Source organism: Pseudomonas sp. LAP_36 (genome assembly GCF_019456785.1).
GTDB lineage: Bacteria > Pseudomonadota > Gammaproteobacteria > Pseudomonadales > Pseudomonadaceae > Aquipseudomonas > Aquipseudomonas tritici.
On sequence record NZ_JAHZMS010000014.1, the window covers coordinates 31744 to 52092 of the forward strand.

The 20349-nt window shown below is 58.8% G+C and carries 19 protein-coding genes; 16 read left to right on the forward strand and 3 right to left on the reverse strand.

The window, feature by feature from the left end:
* Window positions 1-6 precede the first annotated feature (6 nt).
* A complete protein-coding gene (locus JBO08_RS26920; protein ID WP_220075249.1) occupies window positions 7-1830 on the reverse strand; it encodes a glycoside hydrolase family 15 protein in 1824 nt (607 codons plus the stop codon).
* On the reverse strand, window positions 1823-2623 hold the full coding sequence (locus JBO08_RS26925; RefSeq protein WP_065874616.1) for a glucose 1-dehydrogenase: 801 nt from the start codon (window positions 2621-2623) through the stop codon (window positions 1823-1825). The genes JBO08_RS26920 and JBO08_RS26925 overlap by 8 nt, the downstream gene beginning before the upstream one ends.
* 254 nt (window positions 2624-2877) lie before the next feature.
* Between JBO08_RS26925 and JBO08_RS26930 the strand changes: the two genes are divergently transcribed.
* From JBO08_RS26930 to JBO08_RS27000, 15 genes are all read left to right on the forward strand, one after another.
* On the forward strand, window positions 2878-3582 hold the full coding sequence (locus JBO08_RS26930; RefSeq protein ID WP_065910727.1) for an HAD family phosphatase: 705 nt from the start codon (window positions 2878-2880) through the stop codon (window positions 3580-3582).
* A 25-nt stretch (window positions 3583-3607) separates the two neighbouring features.
* Window positions 3608-4831 (forward strand): transaldolase family protein, encoded by a 1224-nt coding sequence (locus JBO08_RS26935; RefSeq protein WP_065874618.1) that lies wholly within the window; start codon window positions 3608-3610, stop codon window positions 4829-4831.
* Window positions 4828-5556, forward strand: a complete 729-nt coding sequence (locus JBO08_RS26940; RefSeq protein ID WP_065880029.1) for a sulfotransferase family protein — start codon at window positions 4828-4830, stop codon at window positions 5554-5556. Before JBO08_RS26935 ends, JBO08_RS26940 begins: the two co-directional genes overlap by 4 nt.
* A gap of 10 nt (window positions 5557-5566) precedes the next feature.
* On the forward strand, window positions 5567-6292 hold the full coding sequence (locus tag JBO08_RS26945; protein WP_065874620.1) for an SDR family NAD(P)-dependent oxidoreductase: 726 nt from the start codon (window positions 5567-5569) through the stop codon (window positions 6290-6292).
* A complete protein-coding gene (locus tag JBO08_RS26950) occupies window positions 6289-7425 on the forward strand; it encodes a hypothetical protein (RefSeq protein ID WP_065874621.1) in 1137 nt (378 codons plus the stop codon). The genes JBO08_RS26945 and JBO08_RS26950 overlap by 4 nt, the downstream gene beginning before the upstream one ends.
* A 7-nt stretch (window positions 7426-7432) precedes the next feature.
* Window positions 7433-8203, forward strand: coding sequence for a bifunctional 2-polyprenyl-6-hydroxyphenol methylase/3-demethylubiquinol 3-O-methyltransferase UbiG (locus JBO08_RS26955; protein ID WP_065874622.1), 771 nt, complete (start codon window positions 7433-7435; stop codon window positions 8201-8203).
* A gap of 10 nt (window positions 8204-8213) precedes the next feature.
* Window positions 8214-9443, forward strand: a complete 1230-nt coding sequence (locus JBO08_RS26960) for a nitrate/nitrite transporter (protein WP_220075250.1) — start codon at window positions 8214-8216, stop codon at window positions 9441-9443.
* Complete coding sequence (gene cysC, locus JBO08_RS26965) at window positions 9440-10054, forward strand: adenylyl-sulfate kinase (RefSeq protein ID WP_065874623.1); 615 nt, start codon at window positions 9440-9442, stop codon at window positions 10052-10054. Before JBO08_RS26960 ends, cysC begins: the two co-directional genes overlap by 4 nt.
* Before the next feature lie 107 nt (window positions 10055-10161).
* Window positions 10162-10806: a CGNR zinc finger domain-containing protein gene (locus JBO08_RS26970; protein ID WP_065874624.1), complete on the forward strand. Its 645-nt coding sequence runs from the start codon at window positions 10162-10164 to the stop codon at window positions 10804-10806.
* Between the two features lie 84 nt (window positions 10807-10890).
* Complete coding sequence (locus JBO08_RS26975; RefSeq protein ID WP_065874625.1) at window positions 10891-11391, forward strand: sigma-70 family RNA polymerase sigma factor; 501 nt, start codon at window positions 10891-10893, stop codon at window positions 11389-11391.
* Window positions 11392-11416: 25 nt separating this feature from the next.
* The gene (locus tag JBO08_RS26980; protein ID WP_065874626.1) at window positions 11417-12370 is read left to right on the forward strand and encodes a FecR family protein; all 954 of its coding nucleotides are present in this window, start codon (window positions 11417-11419) and stop codon (window positions 12368-12370) included.
* Window positions 12371-12467: 97 nt separating this feature from the next.
* Window positions 12468-14873, forward strand: a complete 2406-nt coding sequence (locus JBO08_RS26985) for a TonB-dependent receptor (RefSeq protein WP_065945889.1) — start codon at window positions 12468-12470, stop codon at window positions 14871-14873.
* 261 nt (window positions 14874-15134) lie between these two features.
* Window positions 15135-16034: a hypothetical protein gene (locus JBO08_RS28255; RefSeq protein ID WP_256530452.1), complete on the forward strand. Its 900-nt coding sequence runs from the start codon at window positions 15135-15137 to the stop codon at window positions 16032-16034.
* Between the two features lie 168 nt (window positions 16035-16202).
* Entirely contained in the window at window positions 16203-16457 is a 255-nt protein-coding gene (locus JBO08_RS26995; RefSeq protein WP_065880026.1) for a hypothetical protein, read from the forward strand.
* A gap of 217 nt (window positions 16458-16674) precedes the next feature.
* Complete coding sequence (locus JBO08_RS27000; RefSeq protein ID WP_065874628.1) at window positions 16675-17589, forward strand: hypothetical protein; 915 nt, start codon at window positions 16675-16677, stop codon at window positions 17587-17589.
* Between the two features lie 62 nt (window positions 17590-17651).
* On the opposite strand, the gene JBO08_RS27005 is transcribed toward JBO08_RS27000, so the two are convergent.
* Window positions 17652-18803: an MFS transporter gene (locus JBO08_RS27005; RefSeq protein ID WP_065880025.1), complete on the reverse strand. Its 1152-nt coding sequence runs from the start codon at window positions 18801-18803 to the stop codon at window positions 17652-17654.
* A gap of 349 nt (window positions 18804-19152) precedes the next feature.
* On the opposite strand from JBO08_RS27005, the gene JBO08_RS27010 reads away from it, so the two are divergent.
* A complete protein-coding gene (locus JBO08_RS27010) occupies window positions 19153-20139 on the forward strand; it encodes a diaminopimelate epimerase (protein ID WP_220075251.1) in 987 nt (328 codons plus the stop codon).
* Window positions 20140-20349: the final 210 nt, after the last annotated feature.

Here is a 20349-nt window from a genome sequence, read left to right on the forward strand (position 1 = left end):
GCGACCTCAGGGTTGCCAGGTGGTTTTTTCCCCGCTGAGCTTACGGTCCAGGAAGGTCGCAGCGCTGATCAACGCTAAGTGGCTCAAGGCTTGCGGCGTATTGCCCAAGTGGCGGGCCTGGCTGTCGAACTCTTCTGCGTACAGCCCCAGAGGGTTGGCGTAACGCAGCAGTTGTTCGAATTCCAGGTGGGCCTTTTCCACTTGCCCGGCGCGGGCCAGGCATTCGACGTACCAGAACGAGCAGGCCGCAAATGCGCCTTCAGTGCCTTGCAGGCCGTCGATCTGGCTGTCGTCGTTGCGATAGCGGTAGACCATGCCGTCGCGCACCAGGCTTTTCTGGATGGCTTCCAGCGTTGAGAGCCAGCGTGGATCGGTCGCCGCGACGAAGCGCACCAACGGCATCAGTAGCATCGAGCCGTCGAGCGCAGTGCTGCCGATATGCTGCACAAAATGTCCGCGTTCTTCGTTCCAGAAGTTGCTCCAGATGTCGGCATAGATCGCTTGGCGGGTCTGGTCCCAACGTGCAAAAGGCGCCGGCAGCGAACGCTTGGACGCCAGGCGGATGGCGCGGTCCAGCGCGACCCAGCACATCAGTCGCGAGTGCAGGAAGTGATGCTGCTCGCCGCGCATTTCCCAGATGCCTACGTCTTTGGTGTTCCAGATCTCGCAGACCTGATCGGCGACTTCTACCGTATGTTTCCAGCCCTCATGAGAGATGGCTTCGCCGTACTTGTTGACCAGGTACACCGCGTCCATCAGTTCGCCGTAGATGTCGAGCTGGATCTGGTCGAACGCCTCGTTGCCAATGCGCACCGGCTTGGCGCCGCCGTGGCCGCTGAAGTGGTCCAGCTCGGCTTCCGGCAGCTCCTGGCGACCATCGATGCCGTAGAGAATATTGATTTTGGTCGGCTGGCCGCAGCAGTCACTGACCCGGCCTTTGAGCCAGCGCATATAAGCGTTGGCTTCTTCGACAAACCCCAGGCGCATAAAGGCGTAGACGGTGAACGAGGCGTCGCGGATCCAGGTGTAGCGGTAGTCCCAGTTACGTTCGCCACCGGGCGTTTCCGGCAGGCTGAAGGTGGCAGCGGCGATGATTGCGCCGTGTTTGCGCGAGGTCAAAAGCTTGAGCGCCAGGGCCGAGCGGTTGACCATTTCGCGCCAGCGGCCACGGTAGTTCGACTGCGCGATCCAGCCGCGCCAGAACTTCAAGGTGTGGGACAGCGCCAGGTCGGTGCAGCCGCCGTCGACGCGTTCATCCTCCTGGCCGCCCAAGACGAACTCGGCACCTTCTTCCTGGTCCAGGGTAAAACTGGCCACGGCGGCGCCGTCCTTGATCTGCAACGGCTGGCTGCTGGCCAGGCGCAGGCCAGGTTGGCCGTCGGCGCTGAAACACACCTTGCCGTTGTCGAGGCTGGCGTGGGTAGGCGTGCGTGCGTAGTCGTGGCGCACCGCGCAACGCAGATGAAGGGTGGCCTTGCCACTGACCACGCGCACTCGGCGGATCAGCAGCGGCAGGTCTTCGATTTCTTCGCTGATGACCAACAGATCAGTGATCTCCACCACGGCTTCGTCGCTGAGCCAGCGGGTCTGCAGCACGTTGGTGTCGGGCAGGTAAATTTGTTCGCGCCGCGCGTTGGGCAGGTCCGGGGAGAGTTGGAAAATGCCGGCGTCGGGGCTGTCCAGCAGCGAGCAGAAGATCGACGGGCTGTCGAATTCCGGCCAGCAGAAGAAGTCGATGCTGCCTTTATCGTTTACCAAGGCCGCACTGCGCATATCGCCGATGATGCCGTGGGCATCGATGGCGCTTTGTTGTTCGTTCAAATCAACCATTGCCACGAAACTCCGGATAAAGGCTCATGCCGCCATCGATAAAGAGCGTGCTGCCCACGACGTAGTCGGAAGCATCACTGGCCAGCCACACCACGGCGTTGGCTACATCTTCTACATCGCCGACGCGGCCATAGGGAATCAGCTTCAGCAACTCCTTCTCTGCGGCACCTTCAGTGGCCGCACGGTTGATCGCCGTACGAATCGCGCCCGGCGCAATGCCGTTGATGCGGATGCGCTGTTCGCTGACTTCCTGGGCGAGAGTGCGCATCAGCATTTCCACGCCACCTTTGGACGCCGCGTAATTCACATGCCCGGCCCAGGGGATCAACTGGTGCACCGAGCTCATGTGGATGATTTTGCCTGCCGCCCGCGACACACCCTCGCGCACGCCCTGGCGATTGAAGATCCGCACAGCCGCCCGCGCACACAGAAACTGGCCGGTGAGGTTGACGCCGATCACTGCGTTCCAGTCGTCGAGGCTCATGTCGACCAGGTTGGCGTCCTTTTGCATGCCGGAATTGGCCACCAGGATGTCCAGGCGGCCAAAGGCATCCAGCGCCTGGGCAAACAGCCGCTCCACGTCCGCTTCTTTAGACACGTCGGCGCCGATCGCAATCGCCCGGCCGCCGCTGGCATTGATCTGTTCGGCAAGGGCTTCGGCGGGCGCCGCCTGGGCATTGTAATTCAGCACCACGGCCGCTCCGGCCTGTGCCAGAGCCTTGGCCGCGCCGGCACCGATGCCGGAACTGGCGCCTGTCACCAGTGCCACTTGTTGTTCCAACGAAATATGCATTGCTCACCCAGCCTTAAATCCGTGAGTTCAAGTAGCTGACTGATAGCGCGCAAGGGAAGTTCACCCGTGTGAAATTAGCGACTACAACCATGGTGAAAAATGGAATAACATAACTATAAAAAATAACCATAAGATACTAAAAAACCGCTCAAAAGCGTTTGACAGGCTTTTTCGCCCCGTGTCTTATAGGCACACCTCAACCCGCTCCGTTGGTAGTTCGGAAGTCATCGCGGGGCCAGCAATAAGAGATATCTATGTGCCTCTCGGCCGATATAGGGGAACTGCCCGTTCAGGAAACAGCCGCTGCCTTAGTTGGCGTGCCTAAGTTAGTTATCTTCGATTGCGACGGTGTGCTTGTCCAAAGCGAAGAAATAACCCTGTCTGTGTTGATCGCCCTGCTAAATGCGTTAGTACCGGACGACGCGATGTTAGATGCCACACGTTTTATCGAACACTTCCGTGGGCGCAAGGTTGTTGAGTGTTTACGCGAGGCGGAACAGCTTTTAAATGTTCGCCTGGACAGTGAGTTTGAACAGCGCTTTCGAAAGCAGGCATTGGACGCACTGACAAAACGTTTAAAAGCCACTGATGGAATGATTGAAGTACTGCAAGCGCTGACCGTTCCTTTTTGCGTAGCGTCCAGTGCGCCACGTGACAAGATAGAACACTGTCTGCGCCTTACCGGGCTGCTCTCTTATTTCGAAGGGCGAATATTCAGTTGTTATGAGTTGGGCAGTTGGAAGCCTGATCCCTTAGTGTTTCTGACGGCGTGTGATGCTTACGGTATTGATGTGAGTGATGCATTGGTTGTTGAAGACAGTGTGACCGGTATTCAGGCTGCTGTTGCCGCCCATCTACGTGTCTTGGGCTTTGGCCCTCCGCATCGGCATCCGCAGTTAGTGGCTGCCGGCGCACGGCCGATTGCCGATATACGTGAAATGCTGGCCGTTTTTAATTGATCTTATTACTCAGGGAGGAGGCGTCGTGAATATACGCGGTTACGTAGAACGGCTTAAACGCAACAATCATTATTCAGAAGTGTGGTGGGATTCATCGCCTGCCGTGTACCTGCCTTATAAACAGCACTTGTTGGAAAAGTACCCGGCGGCGACGACTTATATAGATGCGTTGATGCCGGATGATATCGCCCAGCCCAGAGGCTTGTGCAGTGTGACCACCAACCCGCGGTTGGTGACGGCCGTTATCCTCGAAAAGCGCGAGTATTGGTCATCGCGTTTCAACCTCGCGAGCCTGTCTCCCAGTGAGCTGCGCAAGCAGTTGTACAACGAAGTCATCCTCGAAGGCGCCGCGACGCTCAAGCCGCTGTGGGTTCAATCGGCGCAGGTCGAGGGCTGGATTTCCGCCCAGGTCGACCCGGTGGATGTGCGCTGCACCGAGCGCATGACCGCCAGGGGCCTGGAACTGCATCGCCTCGCACCTAACGTGATGGTCAAGGTGCCGGGCAGCCTCGAAGGGATGGCGACTGTAGAACAGCTGGTCGCCCTGGGCGCGTCGGTGAATATCACCTTCTGCTTCACGGTGGCGCAGTTCCAGGCCGGTATCCAAGCCATCGAACGCGGCCTGGCGACTGCACGCCGCAACGGTATCGACACCCGTCGCTGCAAGTACGTCATCACCTTCATGATTGGGCGTTTCGCCTGCCAACCTGAGTTCACGTTGCAGGCGGCGGAGCGTGGTCTGGTCTTGAGTGCCGAGGAACTGCGCTGGGCTGAATTGATGATCTACGAGCAGGTCCAGGCGCTGGTCGCGGCCTCGACCGTGCCGGTCAAAACCTTGCTTTCCAGTATAAAAATCGACGTGGACGAGCGTGGCAACAAGCACTGCTGGCACTTGGAAAAGACCGGGCAGACGGCGACCTGCTACACGCTGACGCCGGAGGTGGTGGAGTTTCTGATCGAGCGCGAGAGCCATGGCAAGCCGGTGGTGCCTGCGGTGGAACCCCAGAAGCCGCCTGCGTCGACCTTCGCCAAGCTGATCCGCATCCCGTATTTCTACGAAGCCTATTTCATCGACAGCATCGAGCCGTACGACTTTGGCAACCACGAGGCGTTTATCAACGCCTGCAATGAAGCCAACAGCGCACACCGGCGCCTGGCGGACTACTGCGTGCGGCTCTGCCCGGTAACCAAACCCTTCAAGCGCGCGCTCAACGCGCTGCTGGCCGCCGAATTCGGGGTGATCGCATGAACCGGATGATCGGGTTGTGGGCCCACCCACGTTCGCGCTCCACCGTATTGGAGCGCGTGTTTATCGAGCGGGGGGATTTCGAGGTCTTCCACGAGCCCTTTGCGCATATGGCGTTTTCAGAGGACTCGGCGATCCCTTCGGATGAGTGGGATCACAGTTTGCCCACCACTTACCAGGGCATAAAAGAACACTTGGTCACGGCGCGCGAACGAACTAACGTTTTTCATAAAGATATGTGTTACCACTGTTTGGATGATTTGAAAGTTGATGTCGGCTTTCTGGCGCAACAGGATAATATCTTTCTTATTCGCGAACCCGCCAGCAGCATTATTTCCCATCATCGAGTCCACCCCGATATGCCGTTGCAGGCCATCGGGCATAAAGCGCTGTACGACATATTCTGTGTGGTCACTAAACTCACAGGCCACGTTCCTTATGTCATTAATGCAGATGATTTGGCCGCCGAGCCGGAGCGGGTGATTCGCAAACTGTGTGATCACTTGGGTATTGAGTTTCTGCCGCACGCAATGACCTGGAAACGCGAGTGTCCACAACAATGGAAAACCTGGCGGAGTTGGCATGTGGCTGCGGAAAATAGCGATCGCATTGTTTCGCCGGATCATCACACTATCGATATCGAGGCTTTCGAACAGTATCCAAAGTTAAAGAAAATGTATGAATACCATCGGACGTTTTACGCGCGCATGAATGAGTTTTGTCAATAAGGATATTTGTATGAAGAAGCTGATTATCACCGGAGCGGCCAACGGAATTGGTCGAGCGACTGTCGAGATGGCTATTCAACAGGGTTACTTTGTTATCGGCGCCGACAAAGATGCCGGGGGGCTGAAAGTGTTGCAGGACCTTTACAGCGCGGACGTGTTTGAAGCACAGGTTGCCGACTTTTCTGATATGACCGTTATCAAAAGTTTTATCCCAACCCTGTATGAGCGCCACGCGACTGTTTATGGACTGGTCAATAACGCCGGCCTTTATCACGGCAAAAGTGTCTACGCCTATTCCGATGAGCAAATAGACGAGATCCTCAACGTCAACCTCAAGGCGCTGGTCTATCTCTCCAAAGACTTCGCCGAACGGGAAATGAAGCACGAGGCCCCGCGCAGCATCGTCAATATCGCCTCGGTGGCCGGTGAAGTCGGCAGCTGCGATGCCCTCTACGGTGCCACCAAGGCAGCGGTGATCGGCCTGACCAAGGCCAACGCCTGGAATTTCGCACCGTTTGTGCGGGTGAACGCGGTGTCCCCGGCGCTGATCCACGAAACCGCCATCTACGACACCATCCCTGAATACCGGCGTGCCGAGTACGCACGCCAGGAAGTCCTCAAGGACCCGATCCTGCCCAGCGGCGTTGCCGAGGTCATCATGCTGCTGGTTGGCGATGCAATGCGCCACATCACCGGCAGGGTCATTCCGGTCGACAACGGAGCCTACCCACGATGAGCCAGTCGATGCCCAGGAAAAAACTGCTGCTGGTCGGCGCCGGCAACCTGTGCCTGCAGATCCTCAAGATTCTCGGCCCCAAAAACGCTTTCGACTTTGTAGTACTGGGCCGCAATGAAGAGTCGACGATTCGGCTGTGTAACCTGGTAGAGCTGTCGTGTGCGCAATTAGGGCAATTCATTGCCATCAAGCCGGTGGTCGCCGACCTGACAGATATCGCGACAGTCGCGCAATTGCTGCGTGAAGAAGCGCCGGATATGCTGGTGAACTGCGCGTCGCTGCAGTCCTGGCGGGTTATTACCGGGTTGCCCAAGCTGTCGTTCGAGAAGCTTGACCAAGCTCAGTTCGGTCCCTGGCTGCCCATGCACCTGACGCTGATGCATTGCCTGATGCGAGCGGTAAAAGCCTCGGGCATCACCACTAAAACCGTTAATGCAGCGTTCCCCGATGCGGTCAATCCGATTCTGGCGCGCATTGGCCTGGCGCCGGATATCGGCGTGGGCAATGTGGCCAACCTGGTTCCCGCTGTGCGGTTTTCCATCGCCCGCTTGCTCGAATGCGCGCCCGCTGATGTGCAAGTGCAGCTGTATGCCCAGCATTACTTCAGCCACTACGTGCCGCGTGGTGGCTTGCCCCCGCGTGCCAGTTACCGGTTGTTGTATGAGGTGCGCGATCGGCCGGAGCTGGCTGGTCCGTCGGCCGAGGCGATTTTCTCTACGGTGAAATCCGAATTCCGTCGCCTGGGCGGGGTGGATGGGCAGTTCCTCACGGCATGTTCCGCCGTCACCGTCATCGAAGGGCTGTTCTCACCCACGCCGGTTGTGGTGCACGCACCAGGCCCCCTCGGGCTTCCGGGCGGTTACCCGGTGTTGCTGCACGAGGGGCGGATCGAGGTGCAGTTCTCCGAGGCTTGTCCAAAGGACGAAGCGGTGCGCATCAACACCATTTGCCAGAGCCAGGATGGCATTGACGAAATCCATTGTGACGGCTCAGTCAGCTACAACCCCCAGTGCATGGCCGTCATGCAATCGATGCTGGGGTATTCCAAGAACACCATGTCTATCGAGCAGTCCGCCGAGTTCGCCCTCGAGTTGGCGAGCAAGTACCTGTCCTTCAAGAATTCAACCTGGTAGGTGTGTGATGAATCAGATTTCCGAGCGCAAGCACAACGAAGTTGCCAGTTATTCCACGCAGTACTCGGCGGATTTCGTCGAGCGTTGGGATGAGTTGATCGACTGGGAAAAACGCAAGGCAGGGGAGGGCGGGTTCTTTGAAAACCTGCTGCACAAGCACGGCGTGCGCTCGGTCATCGACGTATCGACGGGCAGTGGTTTTCATGCGGTGCAGCTCAAGCAGGCGGGCTTTGATGTGGTCGCCACGGATGGCAGCAGCACGATGTTGACCAAGGCGCGGGCGAACTTTCGCAAACACGGGCTGGACATCGAGTCCAATTACCGCGACTGGCACTCACTGGACCCGCAGGAGCTGGGCCAATTCGACGCCGTGGTGTGCCTGGGCAGTTCGCTGTGCCATGTGTTCGCCGCTCACGACCGATTGAGCGTGTTGGCGAAGTTCAGGGCATTGCTCAAGCCGGGTGGCCTGTTGATTGTGGACCAGCGTAATTTCCTGGCTATTCGCGCAGGTAATTTCAAAGCCAGCGGCAATTATTATTACTGCGGTACAAACGCATCCGTGAGCTTGGGGCAGGTCGATGAGCACCTGTGTGAGTTCATCTACAACTTTGATAACAAGGAACGCTACACGTTGAAGGTTTACCCGTTGTTGCCGGGCGAGTTGGCCACTGAAATGCTGGCTTCCGGGTTTCGCGCCCATGAGAGCTACGGTGATTTCAAGTCTGTCTACGACATGATGAATTGCGATTTCGTCATCCACACCGCGCGCGCTGAATGAGAGGTCGATGATGAGCACACTGGTTCAGAGCAATACCCGCCCCTTGGACAGCGTCGTATTGGCGGTCGTCCTCACTGGCTTCGTGGCCAGCACCTACGGGTTTGGTGTCTACCTGTTCGCCAACCTCGTGGTGGACATGCGCCGCGACATCGGCTTCGACTACACCACGGTGGGCTTGATCACCGGCGGCGCGCAGATCGGATTCCTGCTGTTCTCGTCGGTGACAAGCGTAATCAGCCGGTTTTTCGAGGGCTGGAAAATCAGCCTGGTGTCCACGGTGATGACCTCCCTGGCGCTGCTGGGCCTGAGTATCAGTGACAGTATCTGGCTGTCGGGCGCTCTTTTGATCCTGCTCGGTGGCTGTTCCGCCTCGGTGTACATCCCGTTGGCGGAAATCGCCACCAAGGGTTTCAGCCCGGGTAATCGCTCCCGGGTCATGGGGCTGATTTCCAGTGGCACCAGCTACGGCGTGTTTATCAATGGCTTGCTGGTGTCGTTCCTGACATTGAATGGCGGCTGGCGCTCGATCTGGCTTACCGCAGGCCTGATATCGGTTGTGCTGTGCGTGGTGGCGTGGTTTCTGTTGCGCACCCTGGCCACGAGCCGGGACACCGGATTTTCCGGGGAGCGCGCCGCTGCATTTGACAGTCAACGACCCTGGCTCAGCCGTTCGTTGTACCTGACGTGGGCCATCGCCTTTCTCAATGGCATGGCGCTGCTGCCGTTCCAGACGTACCTCGCGCCGTTCCTGCGTGATGAATTGGGCGTGTCGGTACAAGACGCCGGGTTTATCTGGACCACCATCGGTGCCGTGGGCATGGCGTCGGGCTTTCTGGTGGGGTGGATTGCCGACAAGGTCGGTGTGCGGGCGTCGCTGGCGATGTGTTTTCTCAGTGCCGGGCTGGCCGCCACCCTGGTGTTCAGTTTCAACAGCCTCCCGCTGTTCTACCTGGCGGCGTTTCTGTTTGCACTGGCGTTTTACCCCATCTTCGGGCTGGTCCCCAGTTACATCGGGCAAATCGTGCCGGTCAACCGGTTGACCCAGGCCTTTGGCATCGCCAACGTTCTGATCGGCTTGGGTGGGGTGTGCGGCAACTTCCTGGGCGGCTTTTCCAAGGACCTGACCGGGTCGTTCTCGACGGTCTACTGGGTGGTTGCGCTGTTGCTGTTCGTGCAATGCGTGATGGTGTTCATGTTGGGTAAACAGCCTGTTTCGGTCGAGGAGGGCGAGCAGTCATGAGTTATTTTCCAAACAGTCAAAACCAGAATCTGCATGCGTTTGCGTTCAGCCACCGGCGCGCCGAACACGTGCGGATGAACCACAAGCCTGCCGTCATCTGGATGACCGGTATCTCTGCTTCCGGCAAGTCGACCATCGCTGATGCGTTGGACATTGCCCTGCAGGAACAGGGGCGGATCACGGCCATTATTGACGGCGACTCGGTACGTGGCGGGCTGTGCCGGGACTTGGGTTTTACCGACAGCGACCGCGATGAGAATATCCGCCGGGTCGCCGAGGTCGCGCGGCTGATGCTCGACGCGGGGCTGATGGTGATTGTCGCGCTGATTTCACCCTCGTCGGCCAGCCGGCACTACGCGCGCTCGATTATCGGCAATGAGTACTTCGTGGAAGTGCATGTGGACGCGCCGCTGGAAACCGCCGAACAGCGTGATCCTAAAGGCCTGTATAAAAAGGCCCGCGCGGGGTTGATCAAGAACTTCACCGGTATTGACTCCAATTATGACGTGCCGGTGTTTCCGGAAGTGCACTTGAACACCCAGGCGCTTTCCGTGGCGCAGTCTGTGGCGGCTATCCTTGATTGGGTGGCGCATAACGACAAGCGCACCTAGCCGTCTGTCTTTGCGTCGGGTTTGCGCCGGGATCGCAATGTCTGCCATTCGAAAAAACAAGGTAATCTGCGCCATCGCAAGGAGAATGCGTTTTTTCGGGAGCAGGCATGACACATTTTACGGGCACTGCAAAATCGATCCGTCTGATTGGTGGGGCTCGGGTATTGGACTTTATCAATACCACCAATGGTCGTCGTCCCGGCACCGGACTCAAGGTCCTGGAAGAGCGACTCACGAGCTTTCAGTTCTTCTTTGAATGGGCATTCCATGCGTCGTTGATCTCGGCCCAGGAGTTTGCGGACTACAAGCCGATGGTGCTTGGGTCATCGATCGCCTACCAACCGGACCTGGACGCCGTTATCGCATTCAGGGAGTGCCTGTACGAGGTGTTCTATCCGTTGTCGTTGCGCGGCGCTGCACCCGATGAGGCGTTGCAGCAGATTAACCAAACGTTCCAGCACGGTGTTGCACGGCGCGTGCTGCGTACTGTCGACGGCAAGCCTACCTGGGAGTGGAGGCCTTGCAGTACGGCACAGGAACTGACGGCCACTGTGCTGGGGCGCCTGGCGATAGACGCCACGCAATTGCTGGTATCGGGTGATTTGCAGGCGTTGCGCAGTTGCACCTCGACTGACTGCGATTGGGTGTTTCTGGACATCTCCAAGAACAAACAGCGCAAATGGTGCCAGATGAGCGTGTGCGGCAGCCGCGAAAAACTCAGCCGACTCAAGCAGGTTGGCGGCGCGCAGTAGTTTCGAGGTCATACGGCGGGTAGCAATTGCTCCACTTAATAGGAAGCATTACTATTCACGCCCCGCCTCACCAGTGCACCCGCAATGATCCCTCAGCCGCCCCGCAGAACAGGCTTTTTCGAACACTACGAAGAGTTGATCGGGACCTGGACGCGCCGCCTGAGAAACCGTCAGCAGGCCGAAGACCTGGCCCATGACACCTTTGTGCGGGTCCTTGAATCAACCGCCTCCGAGGTTGCGCAACCGCGCGCCTACCTGCATCAAACTGCGCGCAATATCGCCGTGGACGCCTATCGACGCGAAGACCGTCGCGAGGCCCTCACGCTGCAAGCCTGTGATCAGCGTTCGCCGCACAGTGACGACCCGGAGCATTTCATGCACGCGATCCAGTTGGCGGACTCTATCGAGCGGGCCCTGGCGGAGCTGCCGCTCAACTGCCGCCGAATTTTTATCTGGCAGAAAATCGAGGGCCTGACTCAACAGGAAATCGCCGAACGCCTGGGGCTGTCTAAAAACATGGTGGAAAAGTATATGATCCGCACCCTGCGGCATTTGCGCGACCGCCTGGACGCGATGGCGCCATGACCGCCCGTTTGAAACAGGATCTTCCATGACGGATAACCGTGCCCGAGACGAAGCCGCGCAATGGTTTGTGCGCCTGCAAGACGCCGAGTTGAGCGCTACCGAGCGCCAGCACTTCGACGCATGGCGCAATGCGCATCCCGACCACCAATACGAATTCGATGTGCTGCAAGGCGTGTGGCGCGCTACCGATTTGCTGCCCAAAGCGCATCTGCAAGCGCTGTGCGAAGCCCCGGTGGTGCGGCCCAAGCGTCGCACCGCTTTGCGTTACGCGGTGGCGGCCAGCGTGGTCGGTGTTGCTCTGGGATTGGGCCTGTTCAGCGGGCTTGGTGATCCCAAGCCTTTCAGCGCGGAGTTCAGTACACGCTTGGGCGAGCATCGTCAGGTGGCATTGCCCGATGGCTCGGTGATGGACCTCAATAGCCGCAGCATCGTCGCGGTGCACTATGAAAAAGGCCGGCGCGGTGTGGAGCTCAAGCGGGGCGAAGCGATGTTCAGTGTCGAGCATGACACCCGCCGGCCTTTCGTCGTGGCCGCCGGGGCAGGGCAGGTGACAGTGACCGGCACGCGGTTCGATGTGCGCCGTGATGAAGATCAGACCCGCGTCATGGTCGAAGCCGGTACGGTGAAGGTGCAAGGTAGTGCGCCGGACAACGTGGTGACGCTGACGGCGGGCCTGGGCACCCATGTCGACAATAAGGGGATGGTAGCGGCAGCTTACTCAGTGAATACCGAGGAACTGACCGCCTGGCGCACGGGCAAGCTGGTCTTCAATAACGCTACGTTGGGCGATGTGGCGCGGGAGGTCTCGCGTTACCGCGAGCAACCGCTGCGGGTCAGCACGCCGGCCGTGCGCGACCTGCGGCTGACCAGCGTGTTCAAGGCCAACGATACCGACGCCTTGCTCAAAGCCTTGCCGCACATCCTGCCGGTGGCCCTGCGAACCTTGCCAGACGGCAGCCAGGAAATTATTTCACGCTGACATTCAGGTTTTTTCCACGTTCTTCGTCTTCTCCTGCAACTGCAACTGGTTTGCATTAACAGCCGCGCACTCTTGCGATCACAGGACTGGGTTCGACGTGAAAAAACTTGCCGTCAACAACAATAAAATCTCCCGCTGGGCGCCACTGGCCCTGGCGCTCGCGGTCAGTGCCGCGCTTCCTGCGGCTTATGCCGCCGACGCCATTCATATCGAGGCCCAGCCCCTGGGCGCGGCGCTGAGCCAATTGGGCCAGCAGACGGCCCTGCAAGTGTTCTTCAGCCCCGACATGGTCGCTGGCAAACAAGCGCCAGCGGTAGACGGCAACCTTTCCCCTGAACAAGCCCTGCGCCAGTTGCTGCAAGGCAGTGGCCTGGATTACCGGATAGATGCAGGCTCCGTGACGCTGCGCCCGCTGAGCGTTGGCAGTGGTGAGACCGGCTCCCCGCTGGAACTGGGCGCCACTGATATCAAGGTGGTGGGCGACTGGCTCGGTGATGCCAACGCCGAAGTGGTGCAGAACCACCCCGGGGCACGCACGGTGATCCGCCGCGAAGCCATGGCGGAGCAGGGCGCAATGAACGTCGGCGACGTGCTGCGGCGCGTGCCCGGTGTGCAGGTGCAGGAATCCAACGGCACCGGCGGCAGTGATATTTCCCTCAACGTTGGTGTACGTGGCCTGACGTCGCGCCTGTCGCCACGCTCCACCGTGCTGATCGATGGCGTACCGGCTGCATTCGCGCCGTACGGCCAGCCACAGCTGTCGATGGCGCCGATTTCGGCGGGTAACCTCGATAGCATCGACGTGGTACGCGGCGCCGGTTCCGTGCGTTATGGGCCACAAAACGTCGGCGGTGTGATCAACTTCGTGACCCGCGCCATTCCCGAGAAATTCTCCGGCGAAGTCGGCACTACCCTGCAGACCTCCGCCCACGGTGGCTGGAAGCACGTCGAGAACGCCTTTATTGGCGTCACTGCCGACAACGGTATCGGCGTTGCGCTGCTGTACTCCGGTGTCAATGGTAACGGGTACCGTACCAGCAACAATTCCAACGACATCGACGATGTGATGCTCAAGACCCACTGGGCGCCGACCGATCAAGACGACTTCTCGCTGAACTTCCACTACTACGACGCCAGTGCCGACATGCCCGGCGGCCTGACCCAGCGGCAATTCGACGCCAACCCTTACCAGTCGGTACGCGACTGGGACAACTTCAGCGGCCGCCGCAAGGATGTGTCCTTCAAGTACATCCGTCAGATCGACGACCGCACCCAGGCAGAAGTACTGACCTACTATTCCGACAGTTTCCGCGGCAGCAACATCGCTAACCGCGACTTGCGCACCGTTGGTTCTTATCCGCGCACCTACTACACCTTCGGCATCGAACCGCGAGTGTCCCATGTGTTCGATCTGGGCCCGAGCACCCAAGAGGTCAGCGTGGGTTATCGCTACCTCAAGGAAGGCATGCATGAGCAGGCCAGTAGCCTGGGCCTGGTCAACAACGTACCGACGCCGGTCGGTCGCAGTGATGGCCATGTCTACCAGGACCGTACCGGCGGCACCGAGGCCAACGCCTTTTACGTCGATAACAAGATCGATATCGGCAAGTGGACTATCACGCCAGGCATCCGCTTCGAGGATATTCGAACCGAATGGCACGACCGTCCGGTCATCCCTTTGACCGGTCCGCGCACCCTGGAAAAACGCCGCGAAGTCCACAACAACGAGCCGCTGCCGGCGTTGAGCGTGATGTACCACGTCTCTGATGCCTGGAAACTGTTCGCCAACTACGAGACTTCGTTTGGTAGCCTGCAATACTTCCAGCTGGGCCAGGGCGGCACCGGCGACCAGACCGCCAACGGTTTGAACCCGGAAAAGGCCAAGACCTACGAGGTCGGCACGCGCTACAACGACGCTGTCTGGGGCGGTGAGCTGACGTTTTTCTACATCGACTTCTCGGATGAGTTGCAATACGTCAGCAACGATGTGGGCTGGACCAACCTCGGTGCTACCAAGCACACGGGTATCGAAGCCTCGGCCCACTACGACCTGGCAAACCTGGACCCACGCCTGGACGGCCTGACCGCGAACGTCGGTTTCACTTACACCAAGGCCACCTCCGAAGGCGACGTACCGTTCAAGGGCCGTGACCTGCCGTTGTATTCCCGTGAAGTGGCGACGTTGGGCCTGCGTTACGACGTCAACCAGTGGACCCACAACCTGGATGTGTACGCCCAGTCAGGCCAGCGTGCGCCAGGTACAACGAGCACCTACATCACCCAAGGTACCGCCGATGGTCAATTTGGCGATATCCCCGGCTATGTCTCGGTCAACGTGCGCAGTGGCTATGACTTTGGCGAGCAGTTGTCTAACTTGAAGCTGGGAGTCGGCGTGAAAAACGTTTTTGATCAACAGCACTACACCCGTTCGAGCGACAACAATGCCGGGCTGTACCTGGGGGAGCCACGTACGTTCTTTGTACAGGCAAGCGTCGGGTTCTAAGCCTGCATTGACTCGACATGTCCGCTCATCCTGGCCAGGTTGGGCGGCCACCCATGCCGATGGTGTGGTTTGTCTCTCACGCCTTCAGACGTTCTTCCTACCTCGATTCTGGAAACTTTCAGCGGCCTCAGGAACCGGCTCCCACAGTTATGCCACACAGGATATGCCTGCCTCCACTGGTTTCCCTGACGACTCATTAAGCGCCGGGGTCGCTGGAACAGTGAGGCCAGGCACCTGAATACACCGAACTGGAGAACTAGAATGTCGGTATCAGCATACAACCAGAGCGTCGCTCCTTCCCTCGATAACGCCTCCCTCGCAGATGCAAAGCCCAGCACCGAGCGGACTGCTACCGCGTCTAGTGCCCAGGTCACGATAGGCGTCAACTTCAGCTCGCAGCCTGATCAATGCGGCCCAGTATTCGGTGGCCCGCCGCCGCGCCCAGTCCCAGAAAACGTGCGCCCCAATCCCGGCCCGCCGTCGCGCCCAGTCCCAGAAAACGTGCGCCCCAATCCCGGCCCGCCGCCGCGCCCAGTCCCAGAAAACGTGCGTCCCAATCCCGGCCCACCTCCGCGCCCGACCCCCACGTTGCCAGACCCTTACTACTCCAAGCAAAGCAATGAGCAACTGGCCCAGGGGCTTTTGAATAATTATGACGCGCTCAAGGGCCGCTGGCCTTCGCGCGAGGTCACGCGCCAGAGCTTGCAGAAAATGGCCGATCAACCGTTAACGGGCAACCCCTATAAGGACCCGAACATCCGACTGGCAAACGAGGTGCTGCGGCGTCCCGGGTTGCTGCAATCGCTTGACCGAAATGGCAGCACCGGTGCATTGGATGGCCGTTTGTCCAAGGACGATATCCGGAGCTTTGTTCGTTCAGATAACCCCTTGAAACTGAATGACGACAAGCAGATCGTGCAAGACGTACTGAATAATTTCAACGCATTGAAAGGTGGCTACTTCAGCAGCACGATAAAGCTCAGGGAACTCAACGCACGCGCCATGCAGCCGTTGACGGGCAACCCTTACACCGACCATCTCACCCAGCTGTCGAGGGAAGTCATGTCCCGTTCAGATCTGAGGTCGGCGATGGACAATATTGTCAGTTGGCAACGCGATGGCAAGATCTCTCGACAGGAACTGTACGCGCTGCTTCGTTAGACCTGGCTGTCTTCTGCCGTGCACACGCGGCAGAAGTTGGCAGGCGTTTGACGCAGTAAATACAACCCAGGCGTGCAGAAACCGTTTACGAAAATGCACCACCAAGAAAATATCCACCGGTCATTGATTACCGGTGGGGGCCTTCATCTACCGGATTAGGTCTGGACCATGAATTCGACATCATTTGAATCCCGTCACTCCCAGTACAACGCCTCGGCCCTGGTCGGGCTTGCGCAGGAGGCAGAAAGCCCAACAGCATCCCGGCTACAGGGGCTCAACCTCACATCCTCGCCCAAGTCCAGCTTCAAGGCGCCCACCGCCGAAGATTTTGACAAAGGCTCTCGGGTGTTCATGGAAGAGCCGGCGCCCAGCCCTGTACTTTCGATGTTTGCCAGCTTTTGGAGCAAGTTGTCCCGCCGCTAGCAGGCCGTTCCAGGCCATGGATGGCCCACAAAACTGAGGCGGTTACAAACGCTCAAGGTTCACCGGGGCATATCGGGCGTCTTGGACGACCGTCTGCGGAACCATTGTTTTCTGAGAGCCACTCAGTCGGTGCTTGTGCCATGTTGATTTCGAGGCGTTTTCGAGGATCAGGCAATCAGGCCCAGGCTACGGAATCTAGATAGGGTGGAGGTGAATCATGATTGGTAGTGTCAATAATCCGGGCTTTACGCAAATGGCGGCGCCAGCGACATCAGGGTCGGCGGGAAGCGGTCACTCTCGTTTTGAGGTCGATGCTCGCGCATTAGGTAAACCGCTGCCAGCGGCGCAGCCAATCAACTCCCGATTCGCGAATGGCGCCGACCGGCACTTTGACGGTCAGAATCTGTACGGAGGCATGACGAAGGTTGGTAACCCCTTTGTCAGCTCAGACGATCATCTGTTGGCGACTGACCTGAAGAACAACCTGCCATTGCTGGACGCCTTCAAAAAAGAGGGACGACTGACCCAAAGCTCTTTGCAGGAGATTGCCAAAGAGGAACCCAGCAGCAGTAAGGTCTCCGAGCGCACGATTATGTTGGCGCGAGAGATACTCAACCGCCCCCGGCTGAACGATGCCATTACTGCAAAGGGCGGTGAAATCACCCATGAAAGCCTTACCTCGGCGAGCGACTCACAGATCGGTAATACCAACCCCAACACGCAGAGCGCGGATCCGTTCCATGGGAAAACTAACGCGCAGGTCGTCCAGGCATTCAAGGGGAAATTCAATGATTGGCGGGACAAGTCACAAGACAACGATATTTTGTTTGGATTAGAAAAACATCGCTACGTTCGAAGGGAGACAATTATTGAGATTAGCAAGGACCCTAACGTAACGGATGCTAAGGGTGAGGTTGTGCGGGATCCGCGCACCGGGTTCCCTTTGAAAAAATACAGCGAGGATGAGGTATATCTGGCCAAAAATCTTGTGGGGAGACCAGGCTTATTGGACTCTCTGGACAGTTACAAGGCTAACGGTTACAACATCTTCGGTAGCCGTAACGACGATGGGTGGTTGAAGAACTACAGCATTGATCGCTGGCTGGAGAACGACAAGAAAGAGAGAGGGTAATTAAAGAAGCGCACAGCGGCATGAGCAGCTGAAAGACTCAAGCTGCTCATGCCGCTGTGCGGTCATACCCGCAGTATTTTCCCACTGACCGCCACTGCCGCCAGCAACATGCCTATCAACAGGAAGGCGGTTGCCAGGCTGCTGCCATGGGCGATAAATCCAATTACGGCAGGCCCGGCCAATATCCCCGCGTAGCCCAGGGTTGTAATGGCCGGCACGGCAATGTGTTCTGGCATGACATTCTGTTTGCCAACCGCGGTATAGAGCACCGGGACAATATTGGAGCACCCGGCACCTACGAGTGCATAACCCAACAATGCCACTTCCCAGGCTGGGGATAATGTGGCGAGGAATGTGCCGGCGGCGGCGAGGGCGCCACCGGCCACGATGACCCAGGTCGCGCCCAGCCGGCGCACGATTGCGTCACCGGTCAACCGCCCGGCAGTCATGGTCAAGGCAAATGCCGCGTAACCCAGGCCAGCATAGGCTTCGTCAAGGCTGCGCTCGTCACTGAGGAACACTGCGCTCCAGTCGAGCACCGCACCTTCGGCAAGAAACACGATAAAGCACAGGCAACCGATGAACAGCACCACGCCGTGGGGCACGGCAAAAGCCGGGCCCGAACTCTCACTGCCATAAGGCAACAGATGCGGTGCGGCCTTGAGCAGCGCCGCCAGCGTAATGACGATCACCACGAGGGTTGCCTGCAGCGGCGACAGGCCCAGCCCCAGCAATGCCGAAACCCCCGCCGCGCCGACGATTCCTCCCAGGCTGAACAGCCCGTGAAAGCCAGACATCATGGTTTTGCCGCTGGCCCGCTCCACGATCACCGCCTGCAGGTTGACGGTGGAATCCACCGTGCCCAAGCCAGCACCAAACAGAAACAAGCCCGCCATCAGTAACGGAATTGAACTGACCGTCGCCAGCATCGGCAACGCCAGGCAAATCATGATTGTCCCGGCGCTCAACACCTTTCGGCAGCCATAGCGCGAAGCCAGCGCACCCGCTGCGGGCATGGCGATGATCGAGCCGACACCCAGGCACAACAACAGCAGGCCCAGCGTACCTTCGCTCAGTCCGGCGCGCGCCTTGGCATACGGCACCAGTGGCGCCCAGGCCGCGATGCCGAAACCGGCGATAAAGAAAGCGATACGGGTCGACATTTGCTCCAGCCGCCCGGGAACCACGGGCGCTGAGGTGGGGATGGCAGTCATGAATAATCCTTGGTCTTGCGTTCAACGAACGATGTCCGGCGCGACATCGTTGCATATCAGGCCGTGGCACGCGAGCCGGGCTCCCCTGGGATTCTGCTGGTCGTGGATTTTGTTTTAAAAACCTGGAACGTAAGGGCAGTTTGCAGCCACGTATGCCGTATCGAGTGTGTAGGAGGCGGTCTGGAAGGTGCGTAATCCCTGTGGGCGCTTTTGAACCCCTGGGTGCTCACGGTGGATTACCACCTTCCAGCCCGCCTCCCATCATCGGTAGGTTCTGTAATACGCTGTTGTCTCAATAGGTAGGCAAGCGCACGGACTCATCGATGAAACACTTCAGGCAAACAACGTCATGACCCTGTTCTATGACGCCCGCGGCAATATCTACGGCGTGGTCAGCCCGGCCTCATTAAGAAGCAAGGGTATTGATCTGCCCGAAAGCGCTGCCTTGGCCGCGCAGACTCGTGACCGTTGGGCAACATCCGCCATCGCCCGCGAATGCGATTGGGGCTCGACACCGCGCCCGGCCGGCGCAAAGGCCCACCGCAGCGACGGTCTGCTGGTCGGCCCGTTCCAGGCCGAGCCGCCGTTTGACCTGCTGATCGTTAACACCGACGGCTCTTTGGCCGAGCGCAGTGGCAATGGCTTGACGATTTTCGCCCAGGCGCTCACTGACCAGGGCCTGATGACTGGAGCCAGTGAGTTGCGGGTGCATCACGACAAGTCGGATGCGTTGACACCGGTACCGACACGGGTTGAGCCGGCAGTCCACGAACAGGTTGCCGGGTTCTGGCTTGAGCTGGGTTTTCCAGCTTTCGGGCCCATGGCGGTGGGGGCGCAGGCCGTTGGGCGGACGATGCTAGGCGCAACTGAACTGAGCCACGTGAGCGCGTTGGCGGTGATCAACCCACAGTGGGCAACCAGTCAGTTTGTGCGGGTGGGCAACCCTCATTGTGTGACGCTGGTCGAGCACGTTTCGGCATTGCCGGATAACGCACAGATGCAGCAGCCAGCCCTGTTCGAACCCTTGAAAGCGATTGCCTTCGCGCCCCCAGCGGGTGGCGGTGAACCCTGTGTGGCCGGTATCAACTTGCAATGGGCGGCGCGCCAGCCCGGCAACCGAGTCATCGCACGGGTGTTTGAGCGCGGGGAAGGGCCCACTGCGTCTTCCGGAACCAGCGCCAGCGCTGTGGCTTGCGCGGCATGGCGTGCTGGATGGGTTGAGAGCGGTGAGGTTGCCGTGGTGATGCCGGGTGGCATTGCGCCGGTGCGTTTGCACGCTCAGGGCGAGACGTTGCTGAGTGTCAGTCTTTTCGGGGCTGCACAGCCGCAGGCGTGAGGTTGTTCAGCCGCTGACGCTGCGATCCGGTGTCAGCTGTTTCTCTATCAGTTAGTCATTCCAGCGAAAGTTTGCGTAGGGCATTTCTTATTGCTAGGAAGTGGCTCATTGACTCGTTTTCTTATTTCGTAAAAGACACTTCCAACTTCGTCGTACGAAACTTCTTTTTTATTTTCAAACGGCCGATTTTCGCCTGGAATCGCTAAGCTT

Excerpts from the sequence above, each read along its gene's own strand:
- JBO08_RS26920 (WP_220075249.1), bottom strand. The coding sequence starts at position 1,830 with ATGGTTGATTTGAACGAACAACAAAGCGCCATCGATGCCCACGGCATC.
- JBO08_RS26925 (WP_065874616.1), bottom strand. The coding sequence starts at position 2,623 with ATGCATATTTCGTTGGAACAACAAGTGGCACTGGTGACAGGCGCCAGT.
- JBO08_RS26930 (WP_065910727.1), top strand. The coding sequence starts at position 2,878 with ATGTGCCTCTCGGCCGATATAGGGGAACTGCCCGTTCAGGAAACAGCC.
- JBO08_RS26940 (WP_065880029.1), top strand. The coding sequence starts at position 4,828 with ATGAACCGGATGATCGGGTTGTGGGCCCACCCACGTTCGCGCTCCACC.
- JBO08_RS26945 (WP_065874620.1), top strand. The coding sequence starts at position 5,567 with ATGAAGAAGCTGATTATCACCGGAGCGGCCAACGGAATTGGTCGAGCG.
- JBO08_RS26950 (WP_065874621.1), top strand. The coding sequence starts at position 6,289 with ATGAGCCAGTCGATGCCCAGGAAAAAACTGCTGCTGGTCGGCGCCGGC.
- JBO08_RS26955 (WP_065874622.1), top strand. The coding sequence starts at position 7,433 with ATGAATCAGATTTCCGAGCGCAAGCACAACGAAGTTGCCAGTTATTCC.
- JBO08_RS26960 (WP_220075250.1), top strand. The coding sequence starts at position 8,214 with ATGAGCACACTGGTTCAGAGCAATACCCGCCCCTTGGACAGCGTCGTA.
- cysC (WP_065874623.1), top strand. The coding sequence starts at position 9,440 with ATGAGTTATTTTCCAAACAGTCAAAACCAGAATCTGCATGCGTTTGCG.
- JBO08_RS26970 (WP_065874624.1), top strand. The coding sequence starts at position 10,162 with ATGACACATTTTACGGGCACTGCAAAATCGATCCGTCTGATTGGTGGG.
- JBO08_RS26975 (WP_065874625.1), top strand. The coding sequence starts at position 10,891 with ATGATCCCTCAGCCGCCCCGCAGAACAGGCTTTTTCGAACACTACGAA.
- JBO08_RS26980 (WP_065874626.1), top strand. The coding sequence starts at position 11,417 with ATGACGGATAACCGTGCCCGAGACGAAGCCGCGCAATGGTTTGTGCGC.
- JBO08_RS28255 (WP_256530452.1), top strand. The coding sequence starts at position 15,135 with ATGTCGGTATCAGCATACAACCAGAGCGTCGCTCCTTCCCTCGATAAC.
- JBO08_RS26995 (WP_065880026.1), top strand. The coding sequence starts at position 16,203 with ATGAATTCGACATCATTTGAATCCCGTCACTCCCAGTACAACGCCTCG.
- JBO08_RS27000 (WP_065874628.1), top strand. The coding sequence starts at position 16,675 with ATGATTGGTAGTGTCAATAATCCGGGCTTTACGCAAATGGCGGCGCCA.
- JBO08_RS27005 (WP_065880025.1), bottom strand. The coding sequence starts at position 18,803 with ATGACTGCCATCCCCACCTCAGCGCCCGTGGTTCCCGGGCGGCTGGAG.
- JBO08_RS27010 (WP_220075251.1), top strand. The coding sequence starts at position 19,153 with ATGACCCTGTTCTATGACGCCCGCGGCAATATCTACGGCGTGGTCAGC.